Genomic DNA, 18,241 nt, shown 5'->3' with positions numbered 1-18,241 from the left:
CGCCATCCAGCGAGCCGCCTCTTCGTCAGGCCGCCGACATGATTTTGCGCAAATAAGCCTGCGTCATGAAGAGGCGAACCGATCAGTGGGTTTTCCGCCAGCCAATAAGCCAGGTCACCACACCGCCGGCCATCAGCCAACCGGGCATCATTCCCCACTCAGGGCGATGGATAAAGAGCAGCGTACCACTGAGCAATAAAACCGCGCCTATACCAAACAGGTAACGGGATTGGCCCTGGCGCACATGACGCACATGCATATCCCGCACAATAGTATCGACGCTGGTCTGCAGCTGTTTGCTCTGCTGCAGGCTCTGATACACCAGCTCAGGTATTTCCGGCATTCTTTCGATCCAGAACGGCGCTTTGTCTTTAAACGCGCGCACCAGCGCCGGAATGCCGACCTGATCTTTGATCCACGACTCGAGGAAAGGCTTCGCCGTTTTCCACAAGTCTAACTGAGGATAGAGCTGCCGGCCTACCCCTTCTACGTAAAGTAATGTCTTCTGTAGTAAAACGAGCTGCGGCTGGACTTCCATATTGAAACGCCGCGCGGTATTGAACAGATTAAGCAGCACGTGGCCGAAGGAGATCTCCGCCAGCGGCTTCTCAAAGATCGGCTCGCAGACCGTGCGGATCGCGAACTCAAACTCTTCAACGTTGGTATCGGGCGGAACCCAACCGGAATCGACGTGCAGCTCGGCAACTTTACGATAATCGCGGTTGAAAAAGGCGATAAAGTTTTCCGCCAGATAGCGCTTATCTTCTTTGTTCAGTGAGCCGACAATACCGCAGTCGATGCCGATATACTGCGGATCTTCCGGATGCTCGTAGCTGACGAATATGTTGCCAGGATGCATATCGGCATGGAAGAAGCTGTCGCGGAACACCTGGGTGAAGAAGACCTGCACGCCCCGCTCCGCCAGCAGCTGCATATTGGTGCCCTGGGCCTCCAGCGCCTCCACATCGGACACCGGGATACCGTAAATGCGCTCCATTACCATCATGCTTTCGCTGCAGTAGTCGGGGTACACCTCCGGCACGTACAGCATCGGGCTGTCTTCGAAATTACGCCGCAGCTGAATAGCGTTGGCGGATTCCCGCAGCAGGTTCAGCTCATCCAGCAGCGTTTTTTCATATTCACGAACTACCTCCTGCGGGCGCAGACGACGACCGTCAGGCAGCAGACGCGGTACCCAGCGCGCCAGGCGGTAGATGAGCTTCATGTCCGCTTTAATGATCGGCAAAATATCCGGGCGGATAACCTTGATCACCACCTCTTTGCCATTCTCTTTCAGACGCGCGGTATGCACCTGGGCGATGGACGCCGAGGCTAACGGCTCAACGGAGAAATCATCAAACCAGGTCTCGACCGGCAGCCCCCCCATCGCTTTCTCTATCTGCTGCTGCGCGAGCTTCCCTTCAAAGGGCGCCACGCGGTCCTGCAACAGCGCCAGCTGATCGGCAATATGCGGCGGAAAGAGATCCCGGCGGGTGGAAAGCATCTGGCCGAATTTTATCCACACCGGCCCCAGCTCCTGGAGCGCCAGCCGAAGGCGGGCGCCAAGAGGCTGATCCTGATGGCGGTTTGGCATCCAGAACAGCATCCGCCGCCAGATACGCAGCGGCAGCGTGATGCGCATTTTGGGGATGAGCTCATCGAGCCCGTAGCTCAAAAAGGTGTGGATGATGAAATACAGGCGCCGTAATTCTCCTGGCGTCATTTGCCCTCCAGCGTTTCCAGCCGTTTTTCCAGTGCGGCCAGCGCGCGCTCAATAGCCGTTGTCTCTTCAGCAAACCAGGCCAGCTCCAGCGGCCCCGGCGCCAGGCGCCACTCTTCAGTGATCGCTTCCGCGACATAGCGCTGCTGGCGCTCTGCGCCCTTCAGCAGAAACTGAGCGCCGCCGCGCAGGACTTTACCGACGCCTTCGGCCACAATATCGCCGGTATAGGGCGCCAGCAGTTCAGCGGGATCAAACTCTGCCAGGTCGCATAGGGAGACCATATTCTGCACCACCTGCAGATCGCCCTGCACTTCCAGATCACCGCTGCGAATAAGCGCCGTGAGCTGCTGACGATTGCGCAGTTTTGGCAGCACGCTGAGCCGGGTAATCACGGTGCAATCGGCCTCTCCGTCCCAGGAGCTCAGGACGTCAACCTGGCGTTCGCTGAATACCAGCACCACGGGCGTGGCGAAATCCTGCAGCTGGACCCGCAATACCTTGCCCAGCAGGCGCTGGCGAGCGGGTTTAAGCGCTTTGTCGCGCCAGAGGAAAGTATTCAGCGCCGTTTCAATGCCAGCGGTAACCAGGGGTGTGAAAGGCATAGCGTCCCTCCTGTCAGAACTTGTAACCGCGATGCAAAGCAACGATACCCGCCGTCAGGTTGTAGTAATCCACGTTTTCGAAGCCCGCATCCTGCATCATCCCTTTCAGGGTTTCCTGGTCCGGATGCATACGAATAGATTCCGCCAGGTAGCGATAGCTGTCGCCATCTTTTGCCACCAGCTCGCCCACCTTCGGCAGGATATGGAAGGAGTAAGCGTCGTAGGCTTTGCTCAGCGGTTCGATAATGGGTTTAGAAAACTCCAGCACCAGCAGACGTCCGCCCGGCTTCAGCACGCGATACATCGAACGCAGCGCTTTCTCTTTGTCGGTCACGTTACGCAGACCGAAAGAGATGGTGATGCAGTCAAAGGTATTATCAGCAAAAGGCAGGGCTTCCGCGTTGGCCTGAACATACTCAACGTTGCCTACGATGCCGATATTGCGCAGCTTTTCGCGGCCCATTTTGAGCATAGAATCATTGATATCAGCAAGCATGACGCGGCCGGTTTCCCCTACCAGGCGGGAGAACTTGGCAGTCAAATCACCGGTACCACCAGCCAAATCCAGCACGGTCTGCCCGCGACGTACGCCGCTGCAGTCGATGGTGAAACGCTTCCACAAACGATGGATCCCAAACGACATCAGGTCGTTCATCACATCATATTTTGCGGCGACAGAATGGAATACATGCGCCACCATATCTGCTTTCTGCTCTTTAGCGACCGTCTGAAAGCCAAAGTGCGTCGTTTCTTGTGAATCCTCAACCATCTCTATGCCTGCTTGCTTTTCAAGAAAATGTTCACTGAGTGTATCAGACTCAGCGCATTTCCCATACGTTTCAGCGTGGCGGAGCCGCCTCCCGGCTACGCACCGTCTCGGCAGAGTCGGGTGAAAATGCGTCATTTTCCGGCAGGTTATCCTCATCTTCGAGACGATATTGCTCGTCCTGAGCCGTAGCTTGTTCGACTAAATCAGGATTAATCCCGCGCTTGACCTCCACGCCCAGGCCGCGAAAGGCCTCCGCCTGGGCCAGCAGATTACCACGCCCGGAAGCGAGCTTTTTCATCGCCTGGCGATAGCTCTCTTGCGCCTTATCCAGGCTCTGGCCGATGGCGGACATATCATCCACAAACAGGCGCATTTTGTCGTAAAGGCGCCCCGCCCGCTCGGCAATCTTTTGCGCGTTACGACTCTGGTGCTCATAGCGCCACAGATTGGCGATAGTGCGCAGGGCTACCAGCAGCGTCGTCGGGCTAACCAGCATAATATTATTTTGCAGCGCCTCGCTGATGAGCTCAGGCTGGCGATCGATGGCCAGCAGGAACGCCGGCTCAACGGGAATAAACATCAGCACATAGTCGAGCGAGCGCAGGCCAGGCAGCTGTTGATAATCCTTGCGTCCCAGCAGGCGAATATGGTTTCGCACCGAGGCAAGGTGTTCCTGCAGCGCGACTTCGCGGGTGTAGTCGTCTTCGGCGTTGAAATAGCGCTCATAGGCGACCAGGGTCATTTTGGCGTCGATCACCACGTCCTTACCCTGCGGCAGGCGCACGATAACGTCCGGCTGCATCCGCGAGCGGTTGTCGGTCTCAATACTGACCTGAGTCTGGTACTCATAGCCTTCGCGCAGGCCGGAGGCCTCCAGCACGCGGGTTAAGACCACTTCCCCCCAGTTGCCCTGAGTTTTGTTATCCCCCTTCAGCGCTTTGGTCAGGTTCAGCGCCTCCTGTGCCATCTGCGCGTTCAACTGCTGCAGATTGCGGATCTCATGCGCCAGGGTATGTCTTTCACGCGCCTCCTGGCCAAAGCTCTCCTGCACCTGGCGGCGGAACCCGTCCAGCTGTTCGCGTAGCGGCGTCAGCAGGCCATGCAGGCTCTGGCGGTTTTGCTCATCGACCCGCCGGTTGCTGTGTTCGAAAATACGGTTGGCGAGGTTTTCAAACTGCTCGCTAAGGCGCTGCTCGCTGTTCATCATCTGGCGGATCTTATCTTCCGCATGCAGCTGGGTGGATTCGAGCCGGGTGGTGACCTCACGGAGATCGGCCTCGAGCGAGGTATTGATATCCCGTAGGCTGCGCAGCTCGTTGTTCAGCAGCTCACACTCCTCACGCCAGTGGGCCTCCTGCGCCAGTTGCTGGCGGGCGGCGCTCAGCTCAATATCCAACTCTCGCCGTTCCTCGATGAGATCGGCCCGAATTTGATCGGCACGCGCTTTGGTCGCCAGCCAGCCGACCATTAACCCGGCTGCCAGTGCGATAACCGCGCTGATAATAATGGAGAGATCCACGACGCCCCCTGCGATAACCTGATGACACAAAATAGAATTGTGCTGTACAAACGTCCAGTTTAAAAGGAATTTCCTGCGAGAGGCGACGCAAAAAAGAAAGGCCGGAGGATCCGGCCTGACAGGGAAAGAGTTGAATTACAGCAGACGACGCGCCGCTTCCACGACGATTTTCACCGCGTGGCTTTCGGTTTGCTTCATGGTTTCGGCGTTAGGGATCTCTTGCTGGGTACGGTTCACGATAACCCCGGCTACCATCCCGGCGCGCAGGCCCTGGCTGGCGCACATGGTCAGCAGCGTGGCGGATTCCATTTCATAGTTCATCACGCCCATTGCCTGCCACTCTTCCATTGAGCCCTTGAAGCGGCTCACGACGCGGCCGGAGAAGGTGTCGTAACGCTCCTGGCCCGGGTAGAAGGTATCCGAGGAAGCGGTTACGCCGATATGGGTGGTGGCGCCGATTGATTTCGCCGCTTCCACCAGCGCGGTGGTGCAGGCGAAGTCTGCGACGGCCGGGAATTCCATCGGCGCGAAGTGCAGGCTGGCGCCGTCCAGACGAACGGAGGCGGTAGTCACCAGCACATCGCCAACATTGATATGTGGCTGAATCGCGCCGGTGGTGCCGATACGCAGGAAGGTACGCACCCCCAGCTGCGCCAGCTCTTCCACGGCGATGGAAGTCGACGGGCCGCCGATGCCAGTAGAGCAGACGATCACTGGTTTGCCGTCCAGCTCCGCGCGCCAGGAGGTAAATTCGCGGTGAGATGCCAGTTTAACCGGCTTATCCATCAGCGCGGCGATCTTTTCCACACGCTCCGGATCGCCAGGGACGATAGCCAGCGTAGCCCCTTGTAAATCGTTCTTGGTGAGGCCGAGATGAAAAACATCAGACTTGGACATAAAAAACTCCTCTGTGGGTCGAATTATCAGCAGAAGCAAAACGGTACTGTACAGAAGCCCCTGGCAACATTTTGTGATGATAGTCACCAAGACCAATAATGATTGCAGTTGTTTTTCAGTAAATAGTGATACACATCACATTAACAAGTTATATTCATCATCACAGAACAAAAGATAGCCGCTTTCAGGCACTGTGCTTTATTACCGCCCGAACTAAAGGTAAAGGGTCTATAGTTACTGATGCGCTAATAAATAAGGGTACGGAGAATACCATGACCACCACCAAGCAACCTGGATTCGCACCTGCAGCTTCACCACACGCCGCAACCGCCGTTCATACGCCGGAAGAGCATATTATCGCCGGAGAGACGTCGATTCCCTCTCAGGGTGAAAACATGCCGGCCTACCACGCCCGCCCGAAAAATGCCGACGGTCCGCTGCCGATCGTTATCGTGGTACAGGAAATTTTCGGCGTGCATGAACATATTCGCGATCTTTGTCGCCGCCTGGCACAGGAAGGCTATCTGGCTATCGCGCCTGAATTGTACTTCCGTCAGGGCGATCCGAATGAGTACCACGATATCCCGACCCTGTTCAAAGAGCTGGTCAGCAAGGTGCCGGACGCGCAGGTGCTGGCGGATCTCGACCACGTCGCCAGCTGGGCGGCGCGCCACGGCGGCGATGCCCATCGTCTGCTGATCACCGGCTTCTGCTGGGGCGGACGCATTACCTGGCTGTATGCCGCGCATAACCCGCAGCTTAAAGCGGCGGTGGCCTGGTACGGTAAGCTGGTGGGAGAAAAATCACTGAATTCGCCGAAGCACCCGGTAGATATCGCCGTCGATCTCAACGCCCCGGTGCTTGGTCTGTACGGCGCTAAAGACGCCAGCATTCCGCAGGACACCGTCGAGACTATGCGTCAGGCGCTGCGGGCAGCCAACGCCACGGCGGAAATCGTGGTCTATCCCGAAGCCGATCATGCCTTTAACGCCGACTATCGCGCCAGCTATCATGAAGAGTCAGCCAAAGACGGCTGGCAGCGGATGCTCGCCTGGTTTGCTCAGTATGGCGGTAAAAAAGGGTAATCCATAAACGCCGTCATACCGACGGCGTTTTCTCTTTATCCGCCGCAGCACTTTTTATATTTTTTACCGCTGCCGCAGGGGCATGGTTCGTTTCGAGAACGCGTCTTCGACGGCTTTCGCTCCTCGTCAGCAAGCCATGGCATTATTGCCGCCAGCGGATACCCTGCTTCCAGCAACTGCTGACAGACATTCATATACCGCGTGATGTGCTGGAAAAAGTGTTTATAACCGGCACACAGATAGTTGTGCCCTGGATGGCCGCTCGGCGAAACCGCAAAACGATGTTTGGGACAGCCACCGTGGCAAACAAAGCGAAATTCGCAGCTTCGGCACTCCGCCGTTAGCGTCTCCCTTTTCGCCTGACCAAAGGCTATCGCCTGTTCGCTGTTATTGAGCGTCTTAATGTCCGAATGATGAATGTTACCCAGCTTATGCTCGGGATAAACATAGTGGTCGCAGTTGTAGAGATCGCCATTCGACTCCAGGGCAAAAGCGTGGCCGCACGTTGGCGAATGAACACACAAAACCGGGGGCTGGCCCATCCACGCCGCCAGAGCGACCTCAAACATCTGCACAATAACGCGCTCGACATCGCGCCGGATCCAGATATCGAATATCTGATTCAGGAAATCGCCAAACTGCCATGATGGCACGGTCCAGGAAGCAAGCCTGGCGGCGCTTTCTCCCGGCATAACCAGCTGCAGGAGTGATGATTCGTCGCTACTGACGCGTTCAACCAGGGGGATAAACTGAATATGACGTGAACCCGTGGCAAGCAAGAAATCATAGACTTCCCGCGGGTGCCCCACATTATGTTTACCCACTACGGTCAACGTATTGAACTCAACGCGATGCTTTTTGAGAAGTGCAATCGCCGCCATCACTTTATCGTGAGTACCTTTACCGGCACGATTAACACGGTACTGATTATGGAGATGTGCTGGCCCATCAATGGAGATGCCAACCAGAAAATGCTCCTCGGCAAAGAAACGTGCCCACTCTTCATCAACGAGCATACCGTTGGTTTGCAGCGCGTGTTCTATCTTCTTGCCCCTGGCATATTGGTTACTTAGTGCAACCACCCGGCGAAAAAATGGCAACCCCATCATAGTCGGTTCGCCCCCCTGCCAGGCGAAGGTCACCGTCTCTCCCATCTGGGCCTCAATATGCTGGCGAATGTAACACTCCAGTGTCTCATCCGACATCCGCCAGTTTTTGTTTCGTTCCGGATACAGTGCTTCTTTTTCCAGATAAAAACAGTAGGTACAATCGATATTACACACCGATCCCGTCGGTTTCGCCATCACCTGGCAACCCGCTAATTCCATCTAAACGACTCCTTCCCTTAACAGGCTCAAGACCGCGGATAGCACCAACGAAATAGCTTCTAAGCCGAGTACGACACTCAACAAGCGTTTTATCATGATGGAAGCAAATGTCGTTAATGCTGTGTTTCCGCCAACCTGACGCTGCTGATTTCGCACGACGATCGCCAGTATAACGGTTAGCCCGAGAGCGATACCGGCAATCCCCCCGGAAACCAGGTCGCCGCGGGCGAAACCAAAACGCGTCGAGGCTAGTGCCAGAACAAAAACCGAAAACAGAGTCCGCTGCCAGGCAAGCGCGGTACGCTCCGGTTGCAGGCCAGGATCACGTGTGCGGAGAGACAACGTCATAGCAGAAGCATCACTCCCAATGTCATCATCATCACCGCCGCTAAACCTGCACTTAACCAAATCAATAGACGAGGGTAGGTCAGCGCCGCGTCATCGCGCATGGCGCGTTCATTCCCGGACCAGCGAAGATAGGCGTACCACGCGAGAATCGCCGCCGTGATGCCCAACGCGCACACCAGTAATTCCTTAACCATTGAGGGCGCCAGATTTTCCGCGAGCTGATCGATGCCTATCGCGGCAGCCATAAAGGCCAGCGCGGTGCGGATCCATGCCAGAAACGTACGTTCATTCGCAAGAGAGAAACGATAGTCGGGATCCTTTCCCTGTGTCAGCCAGCTCATCGACTATTCTCAACAATATATTGATAGCAACTTGCAATATGCTTCGCGATGCTGAATTCCACCAATTCCCCACGATCGTTGTAACCCTTTCGGGTTTTCACCAACAGCGGCTCACGAGTATCAATATGCAAGATGCGACAATCGTCTTCCGTGGGCATCTCGGCGGTAATAACATCCTGGAAACTTTCAATATTTTCATTATTATTTTCCAGCATGCTGTAAAGGCCATTCTTCAGTGCATCAAGCGTAAGATGTTGCAGACGCGTCGTTAGCCAGATGTAGTTCACTTGCGCAGGCTGCTCGTTTTGTCGGTAGATGGTGCGGGTTAACAACCACAGCGGTGTCTTATCGTCATTAAGTTCAAACGCCTGAGCAACTCCCCCTGGCGGCACAAGTTGCTCCAGCTTGAGATTGTTACGTTCAATGGGATGCTGCTGTTGCCCATCAACCAGCCGTATCCGGGCCTTCACCTCCTGCTTCTCTGAAGTGCTGATCACCATGGTGCCAATGCCGGCCTGTCGTTTTACCAACCCTTTGGCGGCCAGCTCGGCGAGCGCACGACGGGCAGTGATACGGCTGACGCCAAAGATCTCTTCAAACTCAGCCTCAGTGGGCAGCACATCGTTCTTTTTGTATTCTCCGGCTTTCAGTTTTCCCAGCAAAATATCGTGCAACTGAGCATAGAGCGGTTTGGCTCCTGGCGAATAATCCAGTTCTTCTTTCATTGTTCCCCTACTCCTTTTCCCCGGCCTGAGCCGGGGATACGGCTTAATCAAGCCTCATTTCTAACGCCATTTTATAGTACACGCTTTGATGCTGCTCCTGCGGAACCTCGTTCTGGACGAAGGCCCACAAATTTTCTGTCGTCCAGCCTGGCTGGCTGGTGGACTGGAGCTGCGCCATCAGTTCTGTCTGGCCACTCCCTTCCAGATGTTGCAATAGCGCAAAGAGACCGTAGCGGACAACTGGCGCAAAGGCGGCCAGTTCAGGCAACAGATGCGGATCCAACCCTAACAATGGCCCTCCAGCATCCTCCAGGCCATAGCGTGGGTACAGCTCCGATGGCGCGTCGCTCTGCGCCATCATCGCTTTCATGCTGCTGCAGAGACGTTCTGCTGCGGCAGTATCACGGCTTTGCGTTTGCTGCAGCGGATCGTCGTGCAGGTCGTAAAGACGATGACCAAATCGATCTGCCCCGCGCGTCATTACAGACTCCGCAGGGATCTTCAGTACCTTGCATCCCTTGGTAAAACCGAATGGGGGATGCAGCGTCATGCCCTGTAATTCGCTCGGCGTAAAGCGTCGATTAATACGAGTAGGCATCAAGGTATATTCGTACAAACCGCTCACACCTTGAGTGACTGGGGCGCGCATATAGACGTAGCGGCCATCGGTAATATTGATGTGGCAGCCATGATAGCCAAACAGCGCGTAATTTCGGACCGGCGTGTCATCACGCAGTACCGGCAGTAAAGATACCCCCTGCATATCTTGCGGTTTGGGCAGCCCAAAGCTATCAAGCAGCGTCGCCGGTATATCAATCGTCTGCGCCAGCGCCTGCCGTGACTCTCCCGCACAACCATGCTGTGGATGCCAGATAAAGCAAGGTATATTGGCCACTTCGTTATACAGTGGCATGATGTTTTTCCCCCACCATTCATGCTCGCCAAGCAGGAACCCATGATCCGTATTGACGATAAGCATCGTGTCCTGCCATAGATCGTAATGATCCATATAGTCCAGCACTTTACCCACGTAGGCGTCCACCATCGTCAGCAGGGCCATATAGTATTTCTGGATGACGCTTTTCCGCTCCGGGCTTTCCGTCACGAAATAGTAAGGTGGCCACCCGTCGAACTGTGAGGGATCATCAATCCCGTACATCCGCAGATATTTTTCCGGTACGAAGAAGGGCTCGTGAGGATCAAAACACTCTAACTGCAGGAACCAGTTATCGCTGGCATGGTTGGTATCAATAAACTCCAGACCTTTATTGATTGTCCGCGCCAGATGGTGATCCTCCTCATTCTGCATAAACTGTACGTTAATCTGATGCTGGACCCGGCTGGTGATACGGCGCTGCTTGATCTCCTCAGGTTCCCCTGACTCGTAGCGATATTCAGGTTTATCAACGACACCTTTCCAGGCATCCCCTTCCTGCCCGCGAATAAACTCATAGGTACTGTAGCGAGAGTGGTAGGTTGCTCCGCCATCCCGCCAATAGTGCTTATGATCGGTCACCAGGTGGGTGTGAATCCCGTTTTTCTTCAGTATTTCCGGCACGGAATCATCAAACGGTTCCAGCGGCGACCAGCCCCGATGGAGAAAGTTGTAGCGCCCGGTATGTAACTCTCTGCGGGCAGGCATACAGGGCATACTGCCAACATAAAAATTATCAAAGCGTACCGTGCGTTCTTTTAAGCGCTGGAAATTCGGCGTGATAGCGCGATCGCTTCCATAAGCTGACAACAGACGTTTGTTAAGCGAATCAAACATCAACATAATTGCTTTCATGCATGAGTCCTTTTTTCACACCGTTTCTTTATCGTAACCGCGAACTTTGCCGACGATGTAAGTCAAAGCAAAAGCCGCTGCACAGCCAACCAGCCATGCCAGGATGTACTGAAGATATTTCCCATCAGCAATCAGCGGAAGTGCTGACAGCCCCGCCGCGCCGACCCCGTTTGTGGATACGCCAAGCAGTACCACCATTACCCCACCGAAACCGGCGCCAATAGAGCCGGTAATAAACGCAAATCCTGCGGGGATATTGACGCCAAATATTGTCGGTTCACCCACCGCCAGAATGGAGGTTGGGATCGCCCCCCTGGCAATCTTCTTCATCACCGGATCGCGCGTCAGCAAGAGAACCGCTGTCGCCGCGCCGACCATCCCGGCATTAGACATGATTTGAATAGCAAACAGAGGGGCATGGCCAGTGGCGTTAATCATCTCGAGGTGGATCGGGAACAAACCATGATGCAAACCTAGCGATATCAGGAAGGGGAACAGCGCCGAAAGCACAAAGCCAGCGACAATACCGCCATGCTCCAGTAGGCCGTTCAGACCGCTGAGTATCCCGTTAGACACAATACCGGCCGCGGGCATAATAATAAAAAGGAGGGCTGCCGCCATGACCAACAGCACCAGCGTTGGCGTGACGACAACATCGACAATATCAGGAACAAATCGACGTACTGGTTTCTCCAGCAGGCACATTAACCAGACGGCAAAGATCACACCGATAAGGCCACCCTGCCCGGGGATCAGTCCGAAGGTCGTCACCTGCGGCATGATGGTAATGGCGCCCAGCAGGCCACCCAGAATCAGGTTACCTTCAAACTCTCGTGCCGACGTTACCCCCGCATAGATGGCTAAAAAGCCAAATAGCGCTTTCGAGACGATATCAAGAAACTGGCTTAGACCCAAAAGATGGCGCTGATCGAGTACCACCTGAGTCGGGGAAAGATCGCCCACTGAAGCAACATGATGGGTTAACGCCCAGGACGCTGCCGAGTTGAATATCACATTGTTCAGTCCCATTAAAATCCCGGCTGCAATCAGCGCGGGCAGAATGGGAACAAAAATATTGGCGATATGTTTGAGTATGACTTTAGTCCGGGTCTGTTTTTTGGCTTTTTCACGTGCTGTTTTCGCTTTTTGCTCAACGGCGCTTAACGCCTCTCCGCTGTCTGGCTGACCCTTTAAACGAGCATTAATAACCCCAGCCACTTTTGTCGATTTCCCCGGACCAACGATCACCTGCAGGGTATCGTCTTCGACAACGCCTAATACCCCCTCGATCGCTTTCAAGGCAGTCATATCCACCAGGGATGTATCGGCGATGGTCATTCTTACCCGGGTCATACAGTTGGTGACATGAATAAAATTAGCGAGCCCGCCACAGTGCTTAACGATGGCGTCCCCCACCATGTTGTAGTTCATACAGAGGTTCCTTTTCTTTGTTATCTCCATTTGTTATAACAATATAATATTATACTTTTTGTGAGTAACCTCAAAAATAAAAACATAACGAAGGCGTATTGGATTTTGGAAAAAAGGTGCCCCGTGAATATTTGAGCAAGAGCCGTCGCCTCCTGCCCACCAGACGTGCCGGTGGTACCGTTAATGTCTGTCTTTAATCAGGGGGAAATATTATTGAGAGTGAGAAAAACGATGCGGGAATAAGAAAATAACTTTCTCATAGCGAGAAAAATACACCAAGCTCCTGAAAAATAAGTACTATTTATGTAATTTCGTTAGATAATTAAATGAAGATGCGCCAATTAAAAAAAGCGTGAACAATATTTTATAATTTTCGGAAAAATTGCGGCATTGCGCACCACTGACTCCCAGGCGGGCCATCATGTCTTCAGATCCTGCCACATGCCGTACTCTGTGAAATAATCGAATAAACGCCAGCGACACTGCTGGCGTTTTTATTAGCCTATGCCTGGCGCAGGTTCTGCGCCGCTTGCACCATATTCGCCAGCGCGGCGCGGGTTTCCGGCCAGCCGCGAGTTTTCAGGCCGCAGTCCGGGTTAACCCACAGTCGCTCCACCGGGATACGCTGCGCGGCTTTCTTCAGCAGCGCTTCGATCCACTCCACGCTCGGCACGTTTGGCGAGTGAATATCATATACTCCCGGCCCGATCTCATTGGGGTACTCGAACGCTTCGAACGACTCCAGCAGCTCCATATCGGACCGCGAGGTTTCAATGGTGATCACGTCAGCGTCCAGCGCGGCAATGGAGTCCATGATGTCATTGAACTCGCAATAGCACATGTGAGTATGGATCTGCGTGTCGTCTTTGGCGACCGCAGCATTAAGGCGGAAGGCTTCCACACCCCACTGCAGATAGGCATCCCAGTCGCTGCGCTTCAGCGGTAACCCTTCGCGCAGCGCCGGCTCATCAATCTGGATAATGCCGATCCCCGCCGCCTCCAGATCCGCCACTTCATCACGCAGGGCCAGCGCAATCTGTTTCGCGATGGTTTCACGGCTGACATCTTCCCGCGGGAAGGACCAGCACAGAATGGTCACCGGTCCAGTGAGCATCCCTTTCACCGGCTTGTCGGTCAGGGACTGCGCGTACTTCGCCCAGTCGACGGTGATCGCCTGCGGACGGCTGACGTCGCCGATCACCACCGGCGGCTTCACGCAGCGGGAACCATAGCTCTGCACCCAGCCGTTTTGCGTGAAGATAAAACCGTCCAGATGTTCGCCGAAGTATTCCACCATGTCGTTCCGCTCGGCCTCCCCGTGCACCAGTACGTCTAAACCTAACCGCTCCTGCTCGACGATCGCCTGCTTAATATGTTCCGCAATCCCCGTCCGATAATGACTGGCGTCAAGGTTACCCTTTTTGAAGTCCAGGCGCAGGCCGCGGATCTCGGTCGTTTGCGGGAATGACCCGATGGTGGTGGTCGGCCATTTCGGCAGGTTAAAGCGCTGGCGCTGTGCCTGCGCGCGAACCTCATAGGGGCTGGCGCGCTGGCTGTCCTGAGCAGTGATCGCCGCCAGCCGTTTTTCCACCTCCGCGTTGTGCACGCGGGTCGAATGGCGACGGGCCTGGATTGGCGCGCTCCACTCGGTAATCGCCGCTGTATCGCCGCTGTTCAGCGCATCGCGCAGCAGCGCCAGCTCACCGCATTTCTGCAGCGCGAAGGCAAACCAGCTCTTCACTTCCGCATCAAGGCGCGTCTCCACGCTCAGATCGATCGGGCTATGCAGCAGAGAGCAGGATGACGCGACCCATAGCTCGCGCTTACCGACGAGGTCTTTAATTTGCGCATACTTTTCGGTGAGATCGGCGCGCCAGACGTTACGCCCATTGATCAAGCCCGCGGACAGCAGCCAGTCGGCCGGCAGGCGGTTGTGCAGTTCGGCAACATCATCTTTGCCGTGCACCAGATCGACGTGCAGCCCCTGGACCGGTAGCGCAGCAATGGTCGCGAGATTGTCGCTAACGCCTTCAAAATAGGTAGTCAGCAGCAGCTTCACCTGGCCCTGCAGGGCGTCATAAGCCGGTTGAAAGGCCTCCAGCCACGCTGGCGGCAGCTCCAGCACCAGCGCCGGTTCATCAATCTGCACCCAATCGATGCCGCGCTTCGCCAGTTCGGCCAGCACCTGCTGGTAAACCGGCAGGATGGCATTCAGCAGGGTCAGGCGGTCAAACGGTTCACCTTTCACTTTACCCAGCCACAGATAGGTTACCGGCCCCAGCAGCACGGGCTTGATCTTGTGGCCCAGCGCCAGCGCTTCGTCTACTTCATCCAGCAGTTGGGTCCAGCTCAGTTTGAACTGCTGGCCCTTCACGAACTCCGGCACCATATAGTGATAGTTGGTGTTAAACCATTTGGTCATTTCCGCAGCGGCGGCCGGTTCGCCAGTCGGCGCGCGGCCGCGGCCAATGCGGAACAGGGTATCGATGTCGATGGATCCGTCTTTGTTCTGATGACGAGCCGGCACGTTGCCAAGCAGCAGGCTGGTAGTCAGAACATGGTCGTACCAGGCGAAATCCCCCACCGGCAGCAGATCAACGCCCGCCTGTTTCTGCTGCTCCCAGTGACGGGCGCGCAGCTCACGGCCTACCGCCAGCAGTTCCTCGCGAGTGGCGTTGCCCGCCCAGTAGCTCTCTTGCGCTTTTTTCAGCTCGCGGCGCAGGCCAACGCGAGGAAAACCGAGGGTGTGGTTAATAATTGTCATTTTTGTTCCTCTCTTATTTCATTGAATCTGAAGAAAAAATCTCAATAGTTCGGCTTGCAGGAAGGCGGCAACGATGCGCATCCCCAGGAGCTTACTGAAGGAAGTGACTGGGGTAAGCAAGGCAGCCAACGCATCTGCAAGTCGAAATATGACGAGTTTTAGACGTCCAGATGTTTACACATCCATAATTGACAGTTACTGTATATTCCTCAAGCGCAAATTGCTCATGGCGAAGTGAAGGACTTTCATGATCGAAATTAAACATCTGAAAACGCTGCAAGCGTTGCGGAACAGCGGTTCACTGGCGGGTGCGGCAGCGGCCCTGCACCAGACCCAGTCCGCCTTGTCTCACCAGTTCAGCGATCTGGAACAGCGCCTTGGCTGTCGTCTCTTTGTGCGTAAGAGCCAGCCGCTGCGTTTTACGCCTCAGGGGGAAATCCTCTTACAGCTGGCCAACCAGGTGCTGCCGCAGATCGCTCGCGCCCTGCAGGACTGTAACGAACCACAGCAGACCCGGCTGAGGCTGGCTATCGAATGTCACAGCTGTATTCAGTGGCTGACGCCGGCGCTGGAGAATTTCCGCGCCCGCTGGCCACATGTGGAGGTCGACTTCCATTCCGGCGTCACCTTCGACCCACAGCCTGCGCTGCAGCAGGGTGAACTGGATCTGGTGATGACCTCCGATATTCTGCCGCGCAGCGGCCTGCACTACTCGCCGATGTTTGATTTTGAGGTGCGTCTGGTGCTGGCGCCCGAGCATCCGTTAGCTATGAAGACGCTGGTTACCCCGGAGGATCTGGCCGCGGAAACGCTGTTGATTTATCCCGTGCAGCGCGGGCGCCTCGATATCTGGCGCCACTTCCTGCAGCCGGCCGGCATCAGCCCGCAGCTGAAAAGCGTCGATAACACGCTGTTGTTGATCCAGATGGTGGCTGCCCGGATGGGCATCGCCGCGCTGCCGCACTGGGTGGTGGAAAGCTTTGAACGCCAGGGCCTGGTGGTCACCAAAACCCTGGGTGAGGGGTTATGGAGCCGGTTGTACGCGGCCGTTCGCGATGGCGAACAGCGTCAACCGGTCACCGAAGCGTTTATTCGCTCTGCGCGGAACCACGCCTGCGATCATCTGCCGTTTGTCCGGAGTGCGGAGCGACCCAGCGGCGATGGACCCACAGCGAGGCCAGGATCACCAACGCTCCGCTAATAAAGCTCGGCCAGTGCGGCTGCTCCTGCCAGATGGCAAGGTTAACCAGCAGCCCGGCGGGGACATGGACGTTATTCATGATCCCCAGCGTGCCGGCATCCACCTGGGTGGCGCCATAGTTCCACATAAAGTAACCCAGCCCGGAAGCCACCACGCCGAGCCACACCAGCACGCTCCACTGCAGCGTGGTGGTCGGCAGCTTCTGGGCGTTGCCGAGCATAAACCACGCCGCCACCGCCACGATAAAGGCCCCGACATAGAACCAGGCAAAGGCATTGTGCTGCGGCATCGGACGCACCTCCATCAGACGCTTATACCCCACCATACCGATGGCGAAGCAGAGGTTTGACAGCTGTACCAGTAACAGCCCGGTCCAGAAATGATCGCTGACTTTGTCATAGCGGATAATCGCCGCCCCCAGCACCGCCAGCGCGGCACTCAGCAGATAGCCCCAGCGCAGCTTACGTCCGCTGAGCAGGTCGTAGATCAGTGTGATATACAGGGGAGTAAACACGGTAAACAGCAGAAATTCCGAGACCGTAAGATAGAGATAGGCGCGGAAAGCCAGCAGGTACATGATGCCTAGCTGCATCGCGCCCACCAGCATATAGAGCACGATCGTGCGCGGAGACTGGCCGCGCGTGCGCAGGAAAGGCAGGAACACCAGCGCCGCCAGGCCCACGCGCATCAGCACCGAAAAATAGCTGTCGACGCTACCGGCCAGGTATTCGCCAATCAGGCTAAAAGAAAAGGCCCACAGGATAGTGGTGATAATTAACAGCGCCACAATGGTCGTCTCGTTGGATAAAGAACAGGCATTGTAGCGAAGAGTCAGGTTGACGACTGGACACTTGTTCGCCAGTCGTCAATCTTTTTCAGTCGAGGTATAGCTTACGCAGGTAGTGCGGGACAGCATCGTCGGCGTTACTGCCGATCACTTCCAGTTCCGGATGCAGATCCTTCAGCCGCTGGTGGGCGTTGGCCATGATGCAGCCTTTGCCAGCCATCGACAGCATCTCAGCGTCGTTCATACCGTCGCCGAAGGCGATGCAATCGGAAAGAGTGTAGCCGAGCATCTTCGCCACCGCCTCCAGCGCATGCCCCTTCGATACCCCACCCGCCATGACTTCCAGGCAGGTTAAGGTGGAGAAGCTGACGTTCACCCGATCGCCCCAGCGGGCGTTCATCGCCTGCTCCAGCGGCAGCAGATGCTCATGATCCTCGCAGGTAAAGAATACTTTGCTGATCCCCTGCGGATCCAGTTCGCCCGGCTCATACAGCTTGTAGTTAAACACCGCCTCCTTGAAGAAGCGCATCTCTTCCGGACGATGGCGGTTCATATACCACTCGTCTTCCCGATAAACGTTAGTGACGATTTTCGGGTCGTTACGCACGATCTCAAACAGGTCGGCGGCAATATCGCGATCGAGGTTATGGGCAAAGATTTGCTGACCATCGCTATCGTGAACGCGGGCGCCGTTAGAGGTGATCATGTACGACCGGATGCCGAGATTATCGCGGATTTGCCCGACGTCGATGTAGTGACGGCCGGTGGCGAAGACGAAATTGATCCCACGGGCGGTAAGCAGCTTCAGCGTCTCTTTGGCATACGGGGTCAGGAAATGATCGGGGGAAAGCAGCGTGCCGTCTAAATCAGACGCAACAACCTGGTACATAAAAAAGTTAACCTCTAAGCAGGGCGACGAGCGTTATCGTCGG

16 protein-coding genes are annotated in these 18,241 nt (G+C 55.6%); 2 read left to right on the top strand and 14 right to left on the bottom strand.

Going from position 1 to position 18,241, the window contains the following annotated elements; translation table 11 throughout:
• Positions 1–82: 82 nt before the first annotated feature.
• The 5 genes from ubiB to udp all read right to left on the bottom strand — a co-directional run bounded on the left by ubiB (position 83) and on the right by udp (position 5,510).
• Positions 83–1,723 carry a ubiquinone biosynthesis regulatory protein kinase UbiB gene (gene ubiB / locus BHE81_RS23775; protein WP_004177924.1) on the bottom strand — a complete coding sequence of 547 codons (1,641 nt, stop codon included), beginning with the start codon at positions 1,721–1,723 and terminating at the stop codon, positions 83–85.
• Positions 1,720–2,325, bottom strand: coding sequence for a ubiquinone biosynthesis protein UbiJ (gene ubiJ / locus BHE81_RS23770; RefSeq protein ID WP_023302344.1), 606 nt, complete (start codon positions 2,323–2,325; stop codon positions 1,720–1,722). Before ubiJ ends, ubiB begins: the two co-directional genes overlap by 4 nt.
• Before the next feature lie 13 nt (positions 2,326–2,338).
• Positions 2,339–3,094 carry a bifunctional demethylmenaquinone methyltransferase/2-methoxy-6-polyprenyl-1,4-benzoquinol methylase UbiE gene (ubiE, locus tag BHE81_RS23765; protein ID WP_002883421.1) on the bottom strand — a complete coding sequence of 252 codons (756 nt, stop codon included), beginning with the start codon at positions 3,092–3,094 and terminating at the stop codon, positions 2,339–2,341.
• Positions 3,095–3,164: 70 nt separating this feature from the next.
• A complete protein-coding gene (gene rmuC, locus BHE81_RS23760) occupies positions 3,165–4,613 on the bottom strand; it encodes a DNA recombination protein RmuC (RefSeq protein ID WP_002883420.1) in 1,449 nt (482 codons plus the stop codon).
• 135 nt (positions 4,614–4,748) lie between these two features.
• Positions 4,749–5,510: a uridine phosphorylase gene (udp, locus tag BHE81_RS23755; RefSeq protein ID WP_002883419.1), complete on the bottom strand. Its 762-nt coding sequence runs from the start codon at positions 5,508–5,510 to the stop codon at positions 4,749–4,751.
• Between the two features lie 272 nt (positions 5,511–5,782).
• Here udp and BHE81_RS23750 point away from each other — a divergent pair, with 272 nt between their 5' ends.
• Positions 5,783–6,595, top strand: coding sequence for a dienelactone hydrolase family protein (locus BHE81_RS23750; protein ID WP_002883417.1), 813 nt, complete (start codon positions 5,783–5,785; stop codon positions 6,593–6,595).
• Between the two features lie 35 nt (positions 6,596–6,630).
• On the opposite strand, the gene BHE81_RS23745 is transcribed toward BHE81_RS23750, so the two are convergent.
• The 7 genes from BHE81_RS23745 to metE all read right to left on the bottom strand — a co-directional run bounded on the left by BHE81_RS23745 (position 6,631) and on the right by metE (position 15,321).
• Positions 6,631–7,923 (bottom strand): anaerobic sulfatase maturase, encoded by a 1,293-nt coding sequence (locus BHE81_RS23745; protein WP_023158827.1) that lies wholly within the window; start codon positions 7,921–7,923, stop codon positions 6,631–6,633.
• Positions 7,924–8,271: a DUF202 domain-containing protein gene (locus tag BHE81_RS29165; protein WP_023302343.1), complete on the bottom strand. Its 348-nt coding sequence runs from the start codon at positions 8,269–8,271 to the stop codon at positions 7,924–7,926.
• Positions 8,268–8,612, bottom strand: a complete 345-nt coding sequence (locus BHE81_RS23735; protein ID WP_016530523.1) for a YidH family protein — start codon at positions 8,610–8,612, stop codon at positions 8,268–8,270. The genes BHE81_RS29165 and BHE81_RS23735 overlap by 4 nt, the downstream gene beginning before the upstream one ends.
• On the bottom strand, positions 8,609–9,337 hold the full coding sequence (locus BHE81_RS23730) for a GntR family transcriptional regulator (RefSeq protein WP_016530524.1): 729 nt from the start codon (positions 9,335–9,337) through the stop codon (positions 8,609–8,611). The genes BHE81_RS23735 and BHE81_RS23730 overlap by 4 nt, the downstream gene beginning before the upstream one ends.
• Positions 9,338–9,380: 43 nt before the next feature.
• Positions 9,381–11,126, bottom strand: coding sequence for a sulfatase (locus BHE81_RS23725; RefSeq protein ID WP_023302342.1), 1,746 nt, complete (start codon positions 11,124–11,126; stop codon positions 9,381–9,383).
• 15 nt (positions 11,127–11,141) lie between these two features.
• Positions 11,142–12,557: a PTS transporter subunit EIIC gene (locus BHE81_RS23720; protein WP_023302341.1), complete on the bottom strand. Its 1,416-nt coding sequence runs from the start codon at positions 12,555–12,557 to the stop codon at positions 11,142–11,144.
• 502 nt (positions 12,558–13,059) lie between these two features.
• Complete coding sequence (gene metE / locus BHE81_RS23715) at positions 13,060–15,321, bottom strand: 5-methyltetrahydropteroyltriglutamate--homocysteine S-methyltransferase (RefSeq protein ID WP_023302340.1); 2,262 nt, start codon at positions 15,319–15,321, stop codon at positions 13,060–13,062.
• A 247-nt stretch (positions 15,322–15,568) separates the two neighbouring features.
• On the opposite strand from metE, the gene metR reads away from it, so the two are divergent.
• A complete protein-coding gene (gene metR, locus BHE81_RS23710) occupies positions 15,569–16,522 on the top strand; it encodes an HTH-type transcriptional regulator MetR (protein WP_023302339.1) in 954 nt (317 codons plus the stop codon).
• Here the strand turns inward: metR and BHE81_RS23705 are convergent.
• Positions 16,410–17,309, bottom strand: a complete 900-nt coding sequence (locus tag BHE81_RS23705) for a carboxylate/amino acid/amine transporter (protein WP_002883414.1) — start codon at positions 17,307–17,309, stop codon at positions 16,410–16,412. The genes metR and BHE81_RS23705 overlap by 113 nt on opposite strands.
• An 88-nt stretch (positions 17,310–17,397) precedes the next feature.
• Positions 17,398–18,198 carry a sugar/pyridoxal phosphate phosphatase YigL gene (gene yigL, locus BHE81_RS23700; protein ID WP_004146466.1) on the bottom strand — a complete coding sequence of 267 codons (801 nt, stop codon included), beginning with the start codon at positions 18,196–18,198 and terminating at the stop codon, positions 17,398–17,400.
• Between the last annotated feature and the right edge of the window lie 43 nt (positions 18,199–18,241).

It is taken from the genome of Klebsiella sp. AqSCr, assembly GCF_008452795.1.
In the GTDB taxonomy this organism is placed as follows: Bacteria; Pseudomonadota; Gammaproteobacteria; order Enterobacterales; family Enterobacteriaceae; genus Klebsiella; species Klebsiella pneumoniae.
This window is presented reverse-complemented; position numbering and strand designations above follow the sequence as displayed.